This is a genomic window from Eikenella corrodens (assembly GCF_003990355.1).
GTDB lineage: Bacteria > Pseudomonadota > Gammaproteobacteria > Burkholderiales > Neisseriaceae > Eikenella > Eikenella corrodens_B.
On sequence record NZ_CP034670.1, the window covers coordinates 1,498,232 to 1,516,333 of the forward strand.

At 53.9% G+C, this 18,102-nt stretch carries 17 protein-coding genes; 9 read left to right on the forward strand and 8 right to left on the reverse strand.

The window, feature by feature from the left end:
• Nucleotides 1-8: 8 nt before the first annotated feature.
• Nucleotides 9-134: a hypothetical protein gene (locus ELB75_RS13045; RefSeq protein ID WP_277600813.1), complete on the forward strand. Its 126-nt coding sequence runs from the start codon at nt 9-11 to the stop codon at nt 132-134.
• A gap of 385 nt (nt 135-519) precedes the next feature.
• Here ELB75_RS13045 and ELB75_RS07555 read toward each other — a convergent pair whose 3' ends face one another.
• Nucleotides 520-1,080: a hypothetical protein gene (locus tag ELB75_RS07555; protein WP_126983401.1), complete on the reverse strand. Its 561-nt coding sequence runs from the start codon at nt 1,078-1,080 to the stop codon at nt 520-522.
• A 113-nt stretch (nt 1,081-1,193) separates the two neighbouring features.
• Here ELB75_RS07555 and ELB75_RS07560 point away from each other — a divergent pair.
• Nucleotides 1,194-2,041, forward strand: a protein-coding gene (locus ELB75_RS07560; protein ID WP_126983402.1) for an IS630 family transposase whose coding sequence is annotated in 2 segments (ribosomal slippage) — nt 1,194-1,509 and nt 1,509-2,041 — 849 coding nt in all. Because the reading frame shifts where the segments join, the coding sequence is not laid out codon by codon here.
• 209 nt (nt 2,042-2,250) lie between these two features.
• Here the strand turns inward: ELB75_RS07560 and ELB75_RS07565 are convergent.
• The 7 genes from ELB75_RS07565 to queA form a co-directional block, all read right to left on the reverse strand.
• Nucleotides 2,251-3,360 (reverse strand): glycerol dehydrogenase, encoded by a 1,110-nt coding sequence (locus ELB75_RS07565; protein ID WP_064084947.1) that lies wholly within the window; start codon nt 3,358-3,360, stop codon nt 2,251-2,253.
• Between the two features lie 338 nt (nt 3,361-3,698).
• Nucleotides 3,699-3,956 (reverse strand): enterochelin ABC transporter, encoded by a 258-nt coding sequence (locus tag ELB75_RS07570; RefSeq protein WP_126983404.1) that lies wholly within the window; start codon nt 3,954-3,956, stop codon nt 3,699-3,701.
• 129 nt (nt 3,957-4,085) lie between these two features.
• Complete coding sequence (locus ELB75_RS07575; RefSeq protein WP_126983405.1) at nt 4,086-4,220, reverse strand: FeoB-associated Cys-rich membrane protein; 135 nt, start codon at nt 4,218-4,220, stop codon at nt 4,086-4,088.
• Complete coding sequence (gene feoB, locus ELB75_RS07580) at nt 4,220-6,082, reverse strand: ferrous iron transporter B (protein ID WP_126983406.1); 1,863 nt, start codon at nt 6,080-6,082, stop codon at nt 4,220-4,222. Before feoB ends, ELB75_RS07575 begins: the two co-directional genes overlap by 1 nt.
• Before the next feature lie 163 nt (nt 6,083-6,245).
• Nucleotides 6,246-6,533 carry a FeoA family protein gene (locus ELB75_RS07585; RefSeq protein ID WP_126983407.1) on the reverse strand — a complete coding sequence of 96 codons (288 nt, stop codon included), beginning with the start codon at nt 6,531-6,533 and terminating at the stop codon, nt 6,246-6,248.
• A 432-nt stretch (nt 6,534-6,965) separates the two neighbouring features.
• Nucleotides 6,966-8,174: a tryptophan synthase subunit beta gene (trpB, locus tag ELB75_RS07600; RefSeq protein ID WP_126983410.1), complete on the reverse strand. Its 1,209-nt coding sequence runs from the start codon at nt 8,172-8,174 to the stop codon at nt 6,966-6,968.
• A gap of 96 nt (nt 8,175-8,270) precedes the next feature.
• Nucleotides 8,271-9,302 (reverse strand): tRNA preQ1(34) S-adenosylmethionine ribosyltransferase-isomerase QueA, encoded by a 1,032-nt coding sequence (gene queA, locus ELB75_RS07605; protein ID WP_126983411.1) that lies wholly within the window; start codon nt 9,300-9,302, stop codon nt 8,271-8,273.
• 261 nt (nt 9,303-9,563) lie between these two features.
• Here queA and ELB75_RS07610 point away from each other — a divergent pair, with 261 nt between their 5' ends.
• The 7 genes from ELB75_RS07610 to ELB75_RS07640 all read left to right on the forward strand — a co-directional run bounded on the left by ELB75_RS07610 (nt 9,564) and on the right by ELB75_RS07640 (nt 18,044).
• Nucleotides 9,564-11,717, forward strand: coding sequence for an AsmA family protein (locus ELB75_RS07610; protein ID WP_126983412.1), 2,154 nt, complete (start codon nt 9,564-9,566; stop codon nt 11,715-11,717).
• 157 nt (nt 11,718-11,874) lie between these two features.
• Complete coding sequence (locus ELB75_RS07615; RefSeq protein WP_206501441.1) at nt 11,875-12,819, forward strand: hypothetical protein; 945 nt, start codon at nt 11,875-11,877, stop codon at nt 12,817-12,819.
• Nucleotides 12,820-13,004: 185 nt separating this feature from the next.
• The gene (locus ELB75_RS07620) at nt 13,005-13,241 is read left to right on the forward strand and encodes a hypothetical protein (protein ID WP_126983414.1); all 237 of its coding nucleotides are present in this window, start codon (nt 13,005-13,007) and stop codon (nt 13,239-13,241) included.
• 96 nt (nt 13,242-13,337) lie between these two features.
• On the forward strand, nt 13,338-14,006 hold the full coding sequence (locus tag ELB75_RS07625; protein ID WP_126983415.1) for a hypothetical protein: 669 nt from the start codon (nt 13,338-13,340) through the stop codon (nt 14,004-14,006).
• A 36-nt stretch (nt 14,007-14,042) separates the two neighbouring features.
• On the forward strand, nt 14,043-14,828 hold the full coding sequence (locus tag ELB75_RS07630) for a hypothetical protein (protein ID WP_126983416.1): 786 nt from the start codon (nt 14,043-14,045) through the stop codon (nt 14,826-14,828).
• On the forward strand, nt 14,809-17,202 hold the full coding sequence (locus tag ELB75_RS12880) for a calcium-binding protein (protein ID WP_126983417.1): 2,394 nt from the start codon (nt 14,809-14,811) through the stop codon (nt 17,200-17,202). The genes ELB75_RS07630 and ELB75_RS12880 overlap by 20 nt, the downstream gene beginning before the upstream one ends.
• Nucleotides 17,148-18,044, forward strand: coding sequence for a calcium-binding protein (locus tag ELB75_RS07640; protein ID WP_431306059.1), 897 nt, complete (start codon nt 17,148-17,150; stop codon nt 18,042-18,044). The genes ELB75_RS12880 and ELB75_RS07640 overlap by 55 nt, the downstream gene beginning before the upstream one ends.
• Nucleotides 18,045-18,102: the final 58 nt, after the last annotated feature.

An 18,102-nucleotide genomic window follows, 5' to 3' on the forward strand; every position in this document is an offset into this window, starting at 1 on the left:
AAAACAAAATGCTTAAACCCATAAAATGGCTGAAAATCCTATTGGCAGGCCATCCTGCTACCCGCAGCGGTTTTGTGGCTTTATGCAGGCTACCTGAAAACGAAAAAAGCAGCCTGCATGTTGGGAAAACCTAAATGCAGGCTGCTTTTGACAGGCGACATGGCCGTTTTGATTTTGCGCAGATAAAAGGTGCTGTTTGGGACGGCTGAAAGTTAGAAATTTACTAACTCACCACACGGATTGACAAGATACATTTCATTCCAAGAAAAATCTTCTTTATCTGAGTCCTTATCAATTTTTGATTTGGTATATACATAATCTATTGTTAAATAATCCGAATTTTCCCTGACTTCAATAGGAATGGTCTTTGCTCATGATTGCCATTCCATCGGATACTTTTGCTGAAGATAAGCAACAAACTCTTGGTAAGAATTCAGTGTACAGCAGTCTTCCGCATAAAACTGAACATGCCAGTCATCCGTCTTCAATACGCCGAATCCGCTCGGACGGTGATAGTGTTCAGGCTGCTGCAAAAAACCTTCCCCCTGCCGGGTCGTATTTTTTTCCGCCCAAATTCTTTCTGACCACTTCGGCAAACTCGGCATTTGCTTCTTCAGGCACAAAGTCAGGCTGCTTTTTCAGCAGTGCTTCCAAAGTAGGATAGCCGTCCAGCCGGAACGGGTAGCAGGAATCCGTCCGCATGAATTTCGGACGGCCGAGCCAGTCCCTTTCCAAACCGCACATGTTTTTATTGACAACAATCGTATATATCCCCTTTGGCGGCGGATTTTCCATATTATTTTCCAGCCACTCATCCCCCCACCAGTGCGCGTTCACCTGCCGTTGCCAGTATTCCCTCATCGCCAGCGCATAGCGCTCGCCCCTGCTCAGGGGTTTGTCGGGCTTGCATTCCATCGCTTCCCGTATTTCCCTGCTTCTGGTTTCTTCTTTGGTTTCAAAAAGGCTGCGGATAGAAGATAGTATTTTCCTCGGTGTTATTTCGGGCTGGATAACGTAATATCCGCCTGCGGCGAGCAGCAACAGGAAGATGATGCATGAAATGATGATTGTCTTTTTCATGGTTGTCCAATGGGAAGAAATATGGGTCAGGCAGAATCTGCAATACTGCTGGCGGGGGATATATAGTCAATTAAAAACAAAATAGTACAATACTCAACTTTGAAGGTCTAACCATGGCATACTCTGCGGACTTAAGAAACAAAGCTTTAAACTATTACGAACAATGCAAAAACATCAGCCAAACCGCAGCAACGTTTAACTTGTCAAGAAACACGCTTTACTTATGGATTCGTCTTAGAAAACAAACAGGCAGCCTAAAACATCAAGTTACCGGTCTAAACGCCGTCAAATTGGATAGGCAAAAACCGGCTCAATATGTTGGGCAACACCAGGATGCCTATCTGCATGAAATCGCCAAACATTTTGATTGTACGGCAGCCGCCGTTTGCTATGCGCTCAAACAGATGGGGATGACGCGCAAAAAAAGACCACCACTTACAAAGAACAAGACCCGGCCACAGTAACGTATTATTTGACACAGCTGGCCGAATTTTCCGACTACCAACGTGTTTATTTGGATGAAACAGGATTTGACCGCTACCTGTTCCGTCCCTATGCCCGCAGCCTGAAAGGGCAAATAGTGAAAGCGCAGATAAGTGGAAAAAGATACCAACGCTTATCTCTGGTGTCCGCACAAGTCGGCAACCGGCTGATTGCTCCGATGGTTTATCAAAATACGATGACCGGAGTCTTTTTTGAAGCGTGGTTTCAGCAATGCCTGCTGCCCGCATTGACTCAAAAATCGGTGATTATTTTGGATAATGCACGATTTCACCGTATGGGTGTCTTACGGGAAATGGCGGAAAAATTGGGACATAAGGTATTGCCTCTTGCACCTCATTCACCTGAGCCCAACCCGATTGAGAAGGTGTGGGCGAATATTAAGCGGTATCTGCGAACCGTATTGTCTGATTACGCCCGATTTGACGATGCGCTACTGTCCTACTTTGATTTTAATTGACTATATTATCTCATTGTTTCGATTAATATCGGTTTTTCAAGATTCCATTGTAAAATGGTATAGGCAGCCTGCACTTTCTCCAAACGAAGTGCAGGCTGCTTTTTCAAGGAAGAATGCTCAATCCCATGAAATGGCTGAAAATAATGCTGGCGACAATCTTGTCGCCGGCAATGGTTTTGCAGCTTTATCCAGGCTGAGGCTTTTCCGGCTTAACGCGCTGATTTTGCCAGATAATCCCGGCCGAAGCGGTCGGCGGCCAGCAGGGCGGCATACACGTCGGCGGGCTGCACGTTGCCGGGCATATTGCCCATGGTGTCGCCTTCGGCGCAGGCGGCTTCGGCCACTTGACGCATTTTGGCTTCAATGCCTTCGGTTACGCCGATTTGTGCCAGCGTAACGGGCAATCCGACATCCACGCACAAGCCGACAACCTGTTCCAGTTCGGCGTTGTCTGCGTTTTCCAGCATGAGCTGGGTCAGCAGGCCGAAAGCGACTTTTTCGCCGTGCAGGTTGTGGTGGGTTTCGGGCAGCACGGTCAAACCGTTGTGCACTGAGTGCGCGCCCGCCAAACCGCCGCTTTCAAAACCCACGCCGCTCAGATAGGTGTTCGCTTCCACCACGCGTTCCACGGCGGGGGTTACCACTTTGTCTTTTACGGCAGACACGGCTTTGCGCCCGTTTTCCAGCAGCGTTTCGTAACAGAGTTTGGCCAGCGTGAGCGCGGTGGGCGACACTTTTGCCCCGGCCATGGTGTCCGCGCCGCTGTTGGCGCAGGCACGCGCTTCAAACCAGGTGGCCAGTGCGTCGCCGATGCCTGCGGCCAGCAGGCGCACCGGTGCGTTGGCCACCACTTCGGTGTCCACCAGCACGCGTTCGGGATTGTTGGGGAAGAACAGGTAGGATTCAAACTCGCCCGCATCGGTGTAAATCACGGACAGCGCGGAACACGGCGCATCGGTGGAGGCAATGGTAGGGCACACGACCACGGGCAGGCCCGCGTAATAAGCAACCGCCTTGGCCGCATCCAAAGTTTTACCGCCGCCCACGCCGATAACGGCTTTGGCGCCGTTTTGTTCGGCAATGTTTTTTACGCGCTCGATTTCGGTACGGCTGCACTCGCCGTTAAACGGCACAATCGTGTGCCGTACGCCGGACGCATTCAGGCTACCTGAAAGTTTATCCTGCAAGATGGACAGGACGAACTTGTCCGCCAACACGGCCACGTTGTCGGCCAGCGGCGAAACGTGTGCGCCGATTTGCCCGAACAGGCCTGCGCCTTGGATGTATTTGCCGGGAGATTGGATGGCGATGGTTTGCATGGTATTTCCTTTCATCAGGTTGGATAAGGTCGGATGGTATTGTCTGTTTACTCAACCGGAGAATAAACCATAGTGCGTGCCCCGATGCAAGACATGAAGGCGATGTTGTTGTTTTAAATCAAGGAATATTGTATTCCAAGCCGCACTATCCTTCATGCAAATCCGTGACTGGCCGTTGGCGCGGTAGGGATTTTCAGGTAGCCTCAAACTTCCGAAAGGCTACCTGAAAGCGTCAGCTTCAACGAAGTTAAAATGCGAAAGCAGCCTGCACTTTCTCTCAAACGAAATGCAGCCATAGATTGGACTCATACCCAACGGAGTCGCTGAATGCTCTCGATCTATGCTTGCTTTAAATCTGCGGAATATTGCAAAAGAAAAATGAAGGCAATGATGCCTGCAATCAGCAGCAGTTGGATGCCCAGCTTCATCCGTGCGCTAGGGCTGACGAAATAGATAAACCAAGTGCCGGTCAAAACGAGCATGACAATCACCAGCCACGGTTCCCATTGGCCGAGATGGCCGGCTTCGGTGAAGAAGGTGTAGAGATGCAGCAGTGGAACGGCCACTACCAGCAGCATGAAGATGATTTCGAGCATATTTGTTTCTCTTAATGGGAACGTCTGAAAACGCCAAGAGCAGCCTGCACATTGAAAGACCGAAGTGCAGGCTGCTTTTTCATGTTCAGGTAGCCTTCAATGTGCAGGCTGCTTTTCTGTTCGGCGGGCCTAACCGCAGCCGCCGCATTTGCCGCAGCCGCTGCTGCAATCGCGTTTCGTTTTTTTCGGTTTGAACACGAACTTCCGCAGCAGGAAGAATGCGCTGGCAAGCATGATGAGGGCAACGATAATATATTGAAGCATCACAAAATCCTTGAACTAATTTGGTAAACGGCGAAGGCGGCGAGGTAGGCGAGTGCGAACATATAGCCCGCGATGATGGCGGTGTGTTTCAGCGATTTGGTTTCGCGCCGAATCACGGCCAAAGTGGCGGCGCACATGGGGGCGTAGACATACCAAGCCAAAAATGCGAAGGCGGTGGGCAGACCCCAGTTGCTGTGGACGATGGGAATCAACGCGTTCTGCACTGCGTCTTCGGACGACGCGCCCACGGCATACACCGTGCCCAGCGCGGCCACGACCACTTCGCGCGCGGCGATGCCCGGAATCATGGCGATACACATTTCCCAAGTGAAGCCCAGCGGGGCGAACAGCGGCTGGATGGCGTGGCCGATCATGCCGGCCAGACTGTAATCAATTGCCGCACCGGTTGCGCCTTCGGGCGGCGCAGGCCAGCTCACCAAGCCCCACAGAATCACGGTCAGCGCGAAAATAATCGTGCCGGCGCGTTTCAGGAAGGCTTTCACCCTGTCCCACAGGCTGGTCAGGATGTGTTTGAAGTTGGGCATACGGAAGGTGGGCAGCTCCATCAACAGCGGGAACTGCTGCACGTTGCCCTTAATCCGCGCCAACCGTTTCATGAGGTAGGCGGCAAGTGCGGCGGACAGTATACCTGCGATGTACAGCACAAACAGCGTCAGCCCTTGCAGGTTGAATATCCCGCCCACGGTGCGGTCAGGGATGACGGCGGCGATAATCAGCGCATACACGGGCAGCCGCGCGGAACAGGTCAGCAGCGGGGCGACGGCGATGGTCACCAGCCGCTCACGCGGGTCGTGGATGGTGCGGGCGGACATCACGGCAGGCACGGCGCAGGCGAAGCTGGACAGCAGCGGAATGAACGAACGGCCGGACAATCCGCTTTTCGCCATCACGTTATCCAGTAAAAATGCGGCGCGCGGCAGATAGCCCGAGTCTTCCAGCAGCAGGATGAAGGCGAACAGGATGGTAATCTGCGGCAGGAACACCAGCACGCTGCCCGTACCGGCAATCACGCCGTTCACGATTAAATCGTTCAAAATACCCGGCTGCATATTGGCGGCCACCCATTCGCCCAGCCAGCCGAAGCCGCCTTCGATGGCATCCATAATCGGTGCGGCCCAGGTGTACACGGCTTGGAACACCATGAACAGGATAACCATCAGCAAAACCATGCCCCACACGGGGTGCAGCACGATTTCGTCCAATTTTTTGTGCCAGGCGGGCAAAGTCATTTCCGTGCGCACGACTTGCGCCAAAATGGATTCGACTTCGTGATAAAGCGCGTCGCTGTCCAATTCGTCCAACGTGCGTTCGGCGGAAGCAGGACTGGCGGGGAACGAGCGTTTGCGCGGCAACTGCGCCACGGCTTCGCGCACCGCCTGCACGCCAGACGCGCTCACAGCCACGGTTTCCAGCACGGGCACGCCCAACAGTTCGCTCAGTTTCGCCGCGTCGATATTCAAACCGCGCCGCTGCGCCACGTCGCTCATGTTCAGCGACACCACCATCGGCAGTTTCAGCGTTTTCAGTTCCAAAATCATGCGCAGCGTCATGCGCAGGTTGGTCGCGTCGGCCACGGCAATGATGGCATCGGGCGGAATGCCGAGTTTGCCCACCGCCACGTCTTTCGCCACCGCTTCGTCGGGGCTGGTGGTGCGCAGGCTGTATGTGCCGGGCAAATCGACAATGCGCACGGCTTCGTCGTCCAAAAACGCACCTTCGCGCTTGTCCACCGTTACGCCAGGATAATTGGCCACTTTGGCATGCGCGCCGGTCAGCCCGTTGAACAAGACGGTTTTGCCGCAGTTCGGCGCGCCGATAAGGGCGAAATAGCTCAGTTCCATCGTATTTCCTTTTTGATTCTTCTCGGTTTTTCTTCTGTTCGCCGCGTGCAGGCTGCTTTCGGGCGGCGCGGCACGGGGCTCAGGCAGCCTGCACTTTGGTCGGCAGGGTTGCAGGCTGCTTTTTCATTTCAACTTCGTTGAAGCTGACGCTTTCAGGTAGCCTTTAAGGTGCAGGCTGCTTTTGTTCCGCATCGACCACATGGCACATAATCTTCCCCGCCTCATCGTGCCGCAGCGAAAACTGCGACTGGTTGCCCAAGCGCACCGCAAACGGCCCGCGCCCGAAACCGCCCACGGCAATCACCTGCAAAGGCATGCCGCCGGAAAAGCCCAAATCCGCCAAACGGCGCGACACCAAGGCATCAAGCTCGCCGAACACGGGATTGGGGACAATGGAATCAATATGCGCAACCGCGCCTTTGCGCAGCTGGGAGAGTGGGATGGTGGACATGGCGGGGCTTTCTGAGGGAACGGGTGCGAAGGAATGGCGCACCGAAATGGTTTTGATATTTCTTAGCCAGTTTATTACGATAATAAATCTTTTTAACATAAAACTCAAGCTGAAACCCCCGTTATTCCGCCTTTTCAAACAAACCATTGCGACAAATCAAAAAAGAATGATTTTCAGATGAAGCCGAATTCAAGGCACATAAAAAGGCTACCTGAAAATCCGGTTTCGCAGAAACTTCTCTGCGCCGCGTTTCAGGTAGCTTTTTTTATAGTGGATTAACAAAAATCAGGACAAGGCGGCGAGCCGCAAACAGTACACACGTTACGGCAAGGCGAGCCAACGCCGTACCGGTTTAATTCATTATAAAATCGGGTTTGGCTGTTGCGGGCTAATTTTTCTTTCGCCGCGCCGTCAGCCTCCCGGCACTCGGGCTTAAGCCAAATCCAATTTGCCCAACACGAAGTCGATATCTTTGTCGCCGCGGCCGGAAAGGTTGACCAGCAGGCGTTTGCCGCCATCGAGTTCGGCTGCACGGCGTAAGGCATAGGCCACGGCGTGGGCGGATTCGAGCGCGGGAATAATGCCTTCCTCTCGTGAGAGTGCCAGGAAGGCGTTGAGGCATTCGGCATCGGTGGCGGTTTCGTAGCGGCCGCGGCCGATATCCTTCAAATGGCAATGCTGCGGGCCGACGCCGGGGTAATCCAGACCGGAGGCAATAGAATGTACGGCAGCGGGTGTGCCGTCTTCGTTTTGCAGGTAGTAGCAGTTGAAGCCTTGGATATTGCCGAATTTGCCTTTGGTCATGGTGGCGGCGTGGCGGCCGGGCTTGTCGAGGCCTTCGCCGGCCGGCTCTACGCCCACCAAGGCTACGGATGGGTCGTCCATAAAGGCGTTGAATAGGCCGATGGCGTTGGAGCCGCCACCCACGCAGGCGATGACTTCATCCGGCAAGCCGCCCTGCTCGCGCTGGAATTGTTCGCGCGCTTCGTGGCCGACAATGCTTTGGAAATAGGCCACCATTTCGGGATACGGTGCGGGGCCGACTACGGAGCCGATGGCGAATATGCTGCTGTCGATTTGTTCCAGATAGGCGGCGAAAGCGCTATCAACGGCTTCTTTAAGCGTGCCTGCTCCGGCAGATACCGGCACGAGTTTGGCACCAAGGATTTTCATGCGCGATACATTGGGGTGCTCTTTGGCAATATCGACCACGCCCATGTGGATTTCGCATTCGAGGCCGAGTAAGGCGGCGGCGGTGGCCAGCGCTACGCCGTGTTGGCCTGCGCCGGTTTCGGCAATCACTTTTTTCTTGCCGAGTTTTTTGGCCAGCAGCACTTCGCCGATGCAGTGGTTGATTTTGTGGGCGCCGGTGTGGTTGAGGTCTTCGCGTTTGAGGAAGATTTGCGCACCGCGTTTGGAGAGGGTGCGGGCGTGGTAGATGGGGCTGGGGCGGCCGACATAGGTGGCTTGCAGGCGTTTCATTTCGCTGATGAAGTCGGCATCGCGGATGATGCTGTGAAAACCGGCTTCCAGTTCGGCCAGGGCTTGGGCCAGTGCGGGATGGCCGATGCGGCCGCCGTGCTGGCCGAAGTTGCCGTTTTGATCGGGAAGGATGAGGGGGTTGAGCTGCTCTTGAATCATGTTTTCTCCTGTTGGGTGTGAGAAGGGATGGTTTTCAGGTAGCCCTTTGGGGATGGGAGGCTACCTGAAAAATGAAAATGGCCGCCCGTCCTGTTTTCAGGTAGCCTCTGCCCGGGTGAGCAGCATGGCGTCGCCGTAGCTGAAAAAGCGGTATTGCTGTTCGATGGCGTGGCGGTAGGCGGCACGGATGTGTTCGACGCCGGAAAAGGCGCTCACCAGCATCAGCAGGGTGGATTTGGGCAGGTGGAAGTTGGTAATCAGGCCGTCGGCTACCTGAAAACGGTAGCCCGGGGTGATGAAAATATCGGTATCGCCCTCGCCCGCTTGCAGGCGGCCGCTTTGGGCGGCGGCTTCCAGGCTGCGCATGGAGGTGGTGCCGACAGCCCATACGTGTTTGCCGTTTGCTTTGGTTTCCTTAATAGCTTCAACGGTTTCAGCGGGGATGCTGTACCACTCTTTGTGCATTTTGTGTTCGGCAATATTTTCGCTGCGCACGGGCTGGAAAGTGCCGGCGCCCACATGCAGGGTCACTTCGGCGCGGCGGATGCCGTTTGCCTGCAGTTGTGCCAACAATTCGGGGGTGAAGTGCAGGCCGGCGGTGGGGGCGGCAACGGCGCCTTGATGCTTGGCGTAAACGGTTTGGTAGCGTTCGTCATCAGCTGCGTCGGCAGCGCGCTCGATATAGGGCGGCAGCGGCAAGCGGCCGGTTTGTTCGAGGATTTGGTATACGTTGAGGCTACCTGAAAACCGCAGCTTAAAAAGCTCGCCTTCGCGTTCTTCCATTTGCGCCCGAATGCCGCCGTCAAATTCCAGCAGGCTGCCGGGCTTGGGGGATTTGGAGGAGCGGATGTGTGCCAGGGCGCAGTGTTCGTCCAATACTCGTTCAATCAAGGCTTCAATGCGCCCGCCGCTGGCTTTGCGCCCGAACAGGCGGGCTTTCATCACTTTGGTGTTGTTGAACACGAGCAGATCGCCGGCTTCGAGCAGGTTTGGCAGCTCGGCAAACAGGCGGTCGCATAGGGGGCGGCCGGGGCGGGCGTCGAGCAGGCGGCTGCTGCCGCGACGTTCGGGCGGCCGCTGGGCAATCAGGTGTTCGGGCAGGTGGAAATCGAAATCGGCAAGCTGCATGGCGTGGTAGGCAGGCGGAGGAAAGCGGGCATTATATAACCATTTTACTTGAGTGGCTGGGGTTTACATTTTCAGGTAGCCTCTCATATCGGCCAAGGCTACCTGAAAAATAGGCAAGCGTTTTCAAGCGATATTGTCAGATTGCCTGCTCCCTCCCACCCTGCCCATTCCCCGCAGCTCTGAAAAAATCGGCTAAAACCCTTGCCAGACGGGCATAAAGCCGCTACCTTTCGCCTGGTTTCCCTTTTCCACGGTGTTTTAATGAGCAAACTGCCCTACCACGGCCCGAACTGGCGCAAACTCTGGCTGAAAACGCTGTTTTTCAGCCTGGTTTTGCTGGCATTGTGGCTAGGTGCATCATTCGGCCTGCGCCACCTGCTCAGTGAAACCCGCATCCGCCAAACCGCCAACCAAATGCTTGCCGCACAAGGCCAGCAGCTGAATTTCGACGGCCGTCAAATCGAACGCGGCTGGTTTCCCTATCCTTACATAGTGCTGCACCAAGTGGGCTTGAGCCGCACCCAGGGCGGCAGCCAAACCATGAATGCCGAATCCGCACGGCTCTCCTTCGGCTGGCCGTCTCTGTGGGGCGACATCTCCCTCCACAGCCTGCACCTGCAACGCGCCAGCATCAGCGCACAGCGGCTGGAAAACGGGCAGTGGGAAGTAGCCGGGTTCACCGACAATCAAGCCGAAAACAGCACCCTGCCCCACCGCATCGAACTGGAAGACAGCACCCTGCGCCTGCAATACGGCGGGCAAAAACAAACCCTGCGCCAAGCAGCCGGCTTCATCGACCGCGCAGACGGAAACTTCAGCCTCTCCGCCAGCCTGTTTGCCCCGCAGGAATACCGGATACAGGCCTCCGGCAGCTACAGCGGCAGCCATTTCGAGCAGCTCCAAACCACCCTTTCCGGCTTCCTGCCCGACGGCCAGCCCTTCACCGCCGCCTGGCAAGGCAATGCCGACTACACCCCCGGGCAAAGCCGCCTCAACACCAAAGAAGGCCGCCTCAGCATCCAAATCCCCGATTGGCAGCTCAACATCGAAGGCAACACCCGCAACTGGCAACTCACCCCCGACAGCGCCGTATTGCCCGAAACCCACATCATCTTCAGCAACGCCGACCCCGCCAACGGCCAGCCCCCCGCCGATGCCGTGCGCCACAGTGGCAGCGGCAGCATCAACAAAGCCTCCTATCAAAACCACACCCTGGAAATCGGCGGCTTCCAAATCAGCGGCACCGCCGAATACGGCCGGGGCAGCAGCGGCTACAGCGCCAACGGCCGCCTCCAAGCCGGCCCCGGCCATTTCCAAATCGACAGCCTCTACCTCAGCACCCGCCACAACGCCGCCCCCGGCAGCATGCCCTACCTCTCCGGCCAATGGCACGGCCAAGCCGCCGGCAACGGCCAAAGCTGGAACGCCGAGCTGCAAGGCAGCCTCGACAACAACGAAGGCTACCTGAAAATTTCCGGCAGCCTCAGAGAACAAGGCCACAACATCCAAGCCGCCCTCAACCTGAGCAAACTCTCCCTCAGCGGCTACCTCGAATCCGAGCGCCCCCCTGCCGCCGAAAATACCCCGCCCCTATGGCTCCAATATTGGCCGCAGGTCCTGCGCCGCCGCCAAATCAGCCTCACCCTCGACATCGGCACACTCGAAAGCTCCGGCCTGCAAATCCAAAACTTCCACAGCACCCTGCACCTTGATGCCGACAAGCTCGAAGCCCAAACCATCAAAATGCAGATGTACGAAGGCAGCGCAGAAGGCAGCGCCGTGCTGCACCAAGGCAGCCGCCCCAAATGGGAAGCCGCCCTCCGATTCAGCAACATCCAAATCAAACCCCTGCTGCAAGACGCCTTCCGCTTCAACCACCTCAGCGGTCGCGGCAACGCATCCTTCCGCCTCGGCGCAGAAGGCCTCAACCGCAGCGAATGGCACACCACCCTGGCCGGGCAAGGCAAAATCGTGCTCGACAACGGCGCCTGGCAAGGCATCAACCTCGGCAAACTCCTCAACAAACCCGATAATCTGCCCGCCCGCAACTTCATCCGCTACAACGCCGAGAGCAGCACCCCCTTCCGCCACTTCAGCATCGAAGCCGCCGTAGAAAACGGCATCGGCACCACCCCGCGCCTCAGCCTGCAAAGCGACAGCCTCAACCTCAGCGGCCAAGGCAGCTTCGACATCCGCACCGCCACCCTCAACTACGCCGTGCTTGCCAGCGCCGGCCAAGACCTCTGGCTGCCGTTGAAAATCAATGGCAGCATCAACCGCCCCAACTTCGCCCTCGACTACCAGCGCATCACCGGCAATCTGCAAAGCCCCGAGCAGAAACAACGCGCCCTGCAAGACGTGCTCCAACAGCAATGGCAGTGGATACAGAAACTGCCCGAAAACCAACAGCCCTAGCCGTCGCACGCATACCTGGCCGCCTGCTTTCCGGCAATAATTTCCAGGTAACCGCAGCCGGCCAAACAAAGGCTACCTGAAAACCTTGGCAACAGGATTTTCAGGTAGCCTTTTTGATATGGTATATTCACTCCAAACAATTCTATTTCAAACGATTATGCCCTCATCTCCAAAATCCGTCCAAGACTGGATCTCATCCAGCCACTTGTATGAAGAAAACCTATTTTTCTATTTCCTGATTAATCTGGTTTGGTATTTTATCGGCGTGGCCACCTTGGGCTTCAAGGTTTCCGGGCTCAACACCACCTCCAACCTGCTGCTCAATTTCCTGTGGTGCGTCTGCCTGTGGGCGGCGGTGTGTTTTCCCGATTTCTGGTATCGGTTGATATTGGGGGAAGACGCCTACTTGTTCCGCGAGGAGGAGAAATTTCAGGATATCTTGGATGTCATCCAAGACGGGGAAAGCCGGGAGGAAGCCGCCGCTTACTTGGAGGAAAGCAGCAGCCGCCTGATGCGGCGCAGCGAGATTTTGGCACTGGGCTTTCTGTTTATGGTGCTGCTGTTTGATGCTTTTTATTGCAAAGCCTGGGTAAAAAACCTGGCCTTGGTGTGGCAGCCCGATTGGGTAACGGCGTGTATCGATTGGGTGAAGAGTAATCTTGCATTGCCACCGATTTATCAGAAATGGGATCTTTTTACATTATATTTTGGCTCTTCGGAAACAGGTCGTATGTTGACAGCAAGATTTGGTGACGAATTTCAGTTTATACAAACGCCGTTCAGCAATACCCTATTTTTTTATCACTTTATCCGTTGCGTATTGTTTGTCCCCATTGTGGCGGCACTTTCTTATGTATTGTGGCAGCCGATGCAGTTGATGGGCAATTCAGATAAAGATCCCGCCAATATTCACAGCATCATGGGCTTTATCCGTGCCTGTGCCTGGTCTATTGTGATGGGTTTTTTTCTAGTTTTATTAAGCTATTTTTTAATTAATGATATAACAATATTTTCAGAATATGTTTTATTAGGTAAAGGAATAGGTATCATAATATTCTTTTATTTTTTTATCGCACTACCAGTACGCTTTTTCACAGGCTAGTTGGTGTTTTTTAAACGTGTCATCTTAAAACTTATTTTCAGGTAGCCTTCCGCCCCAAGCCGCACCCAAGCAAAATTGCCGATACCCAAGACTTCCCCTATACCGCCACCCAGTTTTCACTAATACCGTTTTCACTAATACCGTTTTCACTAATACCGTTTTCACTAATCGAACATAGAGCCTATATGCCCCGCCATTCCATTCCCAAGCCCCCGCCCATGCCCTCCGCCGTTTGGGTGCTGACCACCAGCACCTACGAGCAATACATCGGCCGCTACGCCGTCTGCATGGCCGCCGTGCTGTGGCTGGCCGCCGAAACCTTCGGCTTCCGCGTGCGCGGCCTCTCCCCCGCCCAAAACCTACTGGCCAATTTCGGCTGGTATCTGATACTGGCCGCGAGCAGGAAGCGGATTAGCTGTTAGGCTACCTGAAAACCTTGGCAACAGGATTTTCAGGTAGCCTTTTTCCCAATTCAATATATAATTGGTGAAAACCCAAGTTTTATTTAGGAGTAAAGCATGTTCGGGCTGGTTGTTTTATTTTCGTTGGGCTTGTGGATCGTACTGACGATATTGGCCGTTAAATTCGGCAGGAAGATATTTATCCGAATGCTGCCGCAATACGGCTGGGCGGGGAAGGCCGGAGCATTTGCCGGATTTATGCTGCTGATGGGCGGCTGGATTGTGCCGTGGACAATCGAATATATACAGGGAATGCGCTTTGCCACCGAAATGTGCAAACAGGCAGGCGTTCATGTTTATGTTACGCCTCAAGAGTGGAAGCAAATGCTTGGTGGGGAAGAGGAATGGCAGAAATTCAAGATTTGGGGTTCCAGTCGTACGTTGCGCGACCCGGTAACCTACAAAGTCTTGCCCGGCTATCAGGAATATTTGAATTTCCGTGGCAACCGTTATTATTTAGATGAGGCTTGGAGCAGCAGAGTGCTTGTATATGAACGTACTGAATGGTATAACTATGTCTTGCTAGATGAAACTATTTTTTATGATAATCAGAGCGGCAAGGTGTTGTGGGGTTATATGTCGGTGAGAGGTAAGGCTCCTAATATTGCTAACAATTTAAATGGGTTAAAATTTTGGTTGGATACTTATCCTGAATGCAGAGTAGATTGGAATGCTGTATATCATACATCAAATCAATACTTTTACCCTAAAAACCTATCCAAATAAAGTAACTTTCTATAAATCTAAACCAAGGAGTGAGTTATGAATTCTAATAGCAACCAATTAATTGCTGACTATACCGTATTGGCGGAGGCAGCCTATTCAGATTTCTCATGGTTAAATTATTCACAGACAGAAACTAATCGACCAGTTTTTGAGCGTACAGAGCATAATGCCATCATGTACGAAGATCCGGAAACCAAGAAGAAATTGTCAGACAGGCCGCAGGCATTTGCCCAATACGTTACCTCCCGCTACGATGTGGTTGCCCATTGGAAGGATCGTGGCAAGCTTGCAATTCCCGCAAAGCGTAACCAATCCAGCGGTTTTTCCGCCACCCTGTTCCGGGAGGTGGAAAAGGATGAAAATGGAGATAATAAAAAACCAACCGACAGATATGTATTGGCCATGCGCGGTACGGCTGGCGGAAAAGATCTTTTGACTACCGACGGTGGCGATATTGTGAATGACGGTTTGGCACACCACCAAATTGTGGATATGTATAACTTCTGGCAACAAATCAAGGCTAAAAAGGGAGAGCCGTATGATGTGATGCAAATTGTGGATGATCCCGATTCTATAGGGATTCTTGCCCCCTTGCAGGCCTTGCTTCAGAACAAATCGGCAGATCAGGGATTTTTTATCGATAGCGGGAGTATCAAGCGTATCGTAGCCAGTCGATCAGATAAACTTTATAAGGAAGGAGATGAGCGTAGGTTTGGTTTGGGTATCAATGTTGGCAAAGTGGTCACTACTGGGCACAGCTTAGGCGGCCATCTTTCTGCAGCATTTTCAAGACTATTCCCAAATGAGACCGAACACTCTTAATATGATCAACGGTGCAGGATTTGGGGCAAAACTGAACCCAGTCGGTTATATTGAGTCTAGTGCGCAATGGAATATTGCTTCGGTCTTTGCTTCATTGGGCGGCACAGATCATTTTGATAAAAACAAAATCACCAATCTAATCGGTGATAAGAATATCGATTTTGTAGCAAATAATTGGTTTGTCGGACTAAAGCAGCCTGGCCAGACGATTGAAACTTTTATAGAGAAAGCATCTCTTTACGAAACCTTTGGTCATGCATCAGGTCAAATGAGTGATGCAATGGTGGTGGCATCATTGTTCGCTGCTTTGGATAGCAGACTAGATAATTCAGTACAAACAATTTTTGAAAAGTTGATGCCATTGTTTAAGGCTGCAGCTGGACAGGAAAACCTGTCACTGGAGCGGCTAGTTTATATGTTAGATAAGTTACTGCATGGAAATAATGCAGTAAATATCTCAGATCCAGATAATCGAAATGGGTTGTATGAACGAGTTACAGCATTAAAAAATACTATTACCAAACTGCGTCAGAAAAATGGTAATTTCCGCATTGAATTGTTGACGGATCATCAAGATTTATTGCAAAAGGCGACGCAGGATAACGAAGAGGGAAAAGCTTATCGTTATGCTTTGCGCGAGTTGAATCCTTTTGCAGTGATTGGTGCAGATTACAGCCAACATGGCAACTTGGGGCTACATAGTTCAGCTAATCTAGGCGGAATGACAGAAGCCTATCTGAACAGCAGAAAGGAAATGTTGAATTGGCAGAATATATATGGCCTCTTCAATGTTAAATACGATAAAAGGTTGAATGATAATACAATAACGGAGGGCTTAAGAAGCAGCTACCATCTTGAAATAGTCAACCAAATAAAGGAAAAGCTGCCTTCATATGATTCCCTAAATATGCTCCCAGCTAATTCAAAAGGCGACTGGGTATACGAAGACACGGCTCTCGGCCTGAAATTAGACATCGACGGCAGAAACTCGACGGATTTGAGCAGGCATTACATCCGCTTCGGCGGCAATGCCGAAGGCAACCTGAGCGGCGGCGATTTGGAAGACCGCTTGTTTGGTGATAACCGCGACAATACTTTGGCCGGTAACCAAGGCAACGACTACATGGAAGGCGGCATCGGCAATGATACCTACTATATCGAAGACAGTGATACCGTAGTCGATAGCGACGGCAAAGGCAAAATTATCTTCCGTGAAAGCGGTTTGGCCTCTGCTATTCTGCCTACTGTTCAAGCCGAACATTTCGTTCGCTCGGAAGGCGAAACCGAAATATGGAACAGCGCCGATGAAAATGGGAAGACCGACAACCGGCTTACTGCCCGCAAAATCGGAAATGACCTTGAGATTTGGCGTAGCAACAGCATTAACGACAAGGTTTTAATTAAGAATTTCTTCCGCCAGGCAAGTGCTGCCAATAACGGCAGCCTCTCCCTTCTAGGCATCACCCTGGCCGATGCCGTCCCCACCGAAGAGCGGCCTTTCCTCGATACCGTTGCCTATGCCGGCGAAGCCAATCTCTACAACACCTTCAACCTCTCCGGGCAACAGCGCTTCAGCATCATCGGCGGCAGTAGGGACGATTTGGTGTTTGCTAACGGCGCCCAAGCCGCCCGCATTGATGCCGGTGCGGGTAACGACCGCATCTACGGCAGCTATGGCGCGGACACCATCTACGGCGGCTCAGGCTCCGACTACATCAACGGCAGCCCGGGCGTAATCGCCGGCACCGGCCGCACCGCCGAACAGCAGGCGGAAGACCGCGATTTCCTGGTGGGCGGCGCAGGCCGCGACGTGGTGGTGGGTATGGCCGGCGACGACATCATCCACACCGGCGAGGTGGGCGAGCACCTGCTCACTGCCGGCAGCGGCGAAGCGGGCGATTTGGCCAGCGGCGGTTTGGGCGACGATAAAATCTACGGCAGCATAGCCAATGATCTTTTGGCCGGCAGCGAGGGCGGCGATACCGTTTACGGCGGTGCGGGCGATGACGTTATCCTCGGCGATGCGCTCTACCGCCTTGCCAGCCGCAGCCTGACTGTTTACCAGGAAGGCACGATCACCGGCCCCGAATACGGCCCGGGCTCCGGCATCGGCGGTATCGGTCATGTTGCCCCGCCTTCTTACCATACCCCCGGGTGGGCATGGAACATAATTATTCGAATGGCAAATGGGAACACCGGGTGTCCAATGCCGCCTCCCGCTCTCATCCGGATATGGACAAATGGACGGTTTCCATCGACCACGAAAAGGGCGACTATGCCTTCTCTTCGCCCATCCCTGCCATCAATGAAGACCACCGGCTGGCTGCAGGCGGCGGTGCCGACTATTTATACGGCGGATACGGTAACGACCTGATTATCGGCCAAGACGGCAACGATTTCCTTTACGGTGAATCCGGTAACGATATCTTGTGGGGAGACGACAACCGGGATCTGTCTGTTGCCGGAGACGATTACCTGGACGGCGGCGACGATAACGATACCCTGTATGGCGGCGGCGGAGCAGACACGCTGATCGGCGGCCGGGGCAGCGATACGCTGTATGGCGGCACCGGCTTCGACACTTACCTTTTCAATGAAGCCGACCTGAAATATGGCGGCGATCTCGATACGATTGACGATGCGGACGGCCAAGGCCGCATTGTGATTGACGGCACGGCATTGGACGGCCTAACTTGGCAGCGGCAGGATGGCGGCTGGCGCAGCGGCCGTTTCAGCCTGAGCCAAACCGGCAGCGAACTGCATGTTGCCGTAGACGGCTGGCAAAACGGCATTACCGTGCGCAATTTTGCCAATGGCACGCTCGGATTGAACCTTCCTGCCCAACAACCCGAAACCCCGACCAATCCGGATAACCCCGGGCTGCCTGAAACCCCGGTATTGCCCAAACCTCCGGCTAATCGCCGTGCCGCCACCGGAGCGCGTTATGGCAGCCGCCGCACCCGACCGCTGGCTGCCGCCGATGCAGGCATACCGGAAGCACTGCCACAGCATCCCGACCGACGTGCTGCTACGGGCGCCAGCCACGGCAGCCGCCGTAGCAAACCCCTGGTCGTAAACCCTGGTGAGGGCGCACGCCAGAGCCTGAGCCTGATCCATGCCATGGCTGCGTTCGGACACACTGAAGGCACTGCCTCCGGCACGCCGGTTGCCACCGTTTCCAATCCGATGCTTATGCTGGCGCCGCCCGCCGCCTAATGGCCCGATGCGCCGACAACCGCCCCTTTTTACCGGGGCGGTTTTTTCAGGTAGCCTT

Coding starts and splice junctions, on each gene's coding strand:
- ELB75_RS13045 (WP_277600813.1), top strand. CDS start 9: ATGCTTAAACCCATAAAATGGCTGAAAATCCTATTGGCAGGCCATCCT.
- ELB75_RS07555 (WP_126983401.1), bottom strand. CDS start 1,080: ATGAAAAAGACAATCATCATTTCATGCATCATCTTCCTGTTGCTGCTC.
- ELB75_RS07565 (WP_064084947.1), bottom strand. CDS start 3,360: ATGCAAACCATCGCCATCCAATCTCCCGGCAAATACATCCAAGGCGCA.
- ELB75_RS07570 (WP_126983404.1), bottom strand. CDS start 3,956: ATGCTCGAAATCATCTTCATGCTGCTGGTAGTGGCCGTTCCACTGCTG.
- ELB75_RS07575 (WP_126983405.1), bottom strand. CDS start 4,220: ATGCTTCAATATATTATCGTTGCCCTCATCATGCTTGCCAGCGCATTC.
- feoB (WP_126983406.1), bottom strand. CDS start 6,082: ATGGAACTGAGCTATTTCGCCCTTATCGGCGCGCCGAACTGCGGCAAA.
- ELB75_RS07585 (WP_126983407.1), bottom strand. CDS start 6,533: ATGTCCACCATCCCACTCTCCCAGCTGCGCAAAGGCGCGGTTGCGCAT.
- trpB (WP_126983410.1), bottom strand. CDS start 8,174: ATGATTCAAGAGCAGCTCAACCCCCTCATCCTTCCCGATCAAAACGGC.
- queA (WP_126983411.1), bottom strand. CDS start 9,302: ATGCAGCTTGCCGATTTCGATTTCCACCTGCCCGAACACCTGATTGCC.
- ELB75_RS07610 (WP_126983412.1), top strand. CDS start 9,564: ATGAGCAAACTGCCCTACCACGGCCCGAACTGGCGCAAACTCTGGCTG.
- ELB75_RS07615 (WP_206501441.1), top strand. CDS start 11,875: ATGCCCTCATCTCCAAAATCCGTCCAAGACTGGATCTCATCCAGCCAC.
- ELB75_RS07620 (WP_126983414.1), top strand. CDS start 13,005: ATGCCCCGCCATTCCATTCCCAAGCCCCCGCCCATGCCCTCCGCCGTT.
- ELB75_RS07625 (WP_126983415.1), top strand. CDS start 13,338: ATGTTCGGGCTGGTTGTTTTATTTTCGTTGGGCTTGTGGATCGTACTG.
- ELB75_RS07630 (WP_126983416.1), top strand. CDS start 14,043: ATGAATTCTAATAGCAACCAATTAATTGCTGACTATACCGTATTGGCG.
- ELB75_RS12880 (WP_126983417.1), top strand. CDS start 14,809: ATGAGACCGAACACTCTTAATATGATCAACGGTGCAGGATTTGGGGCA.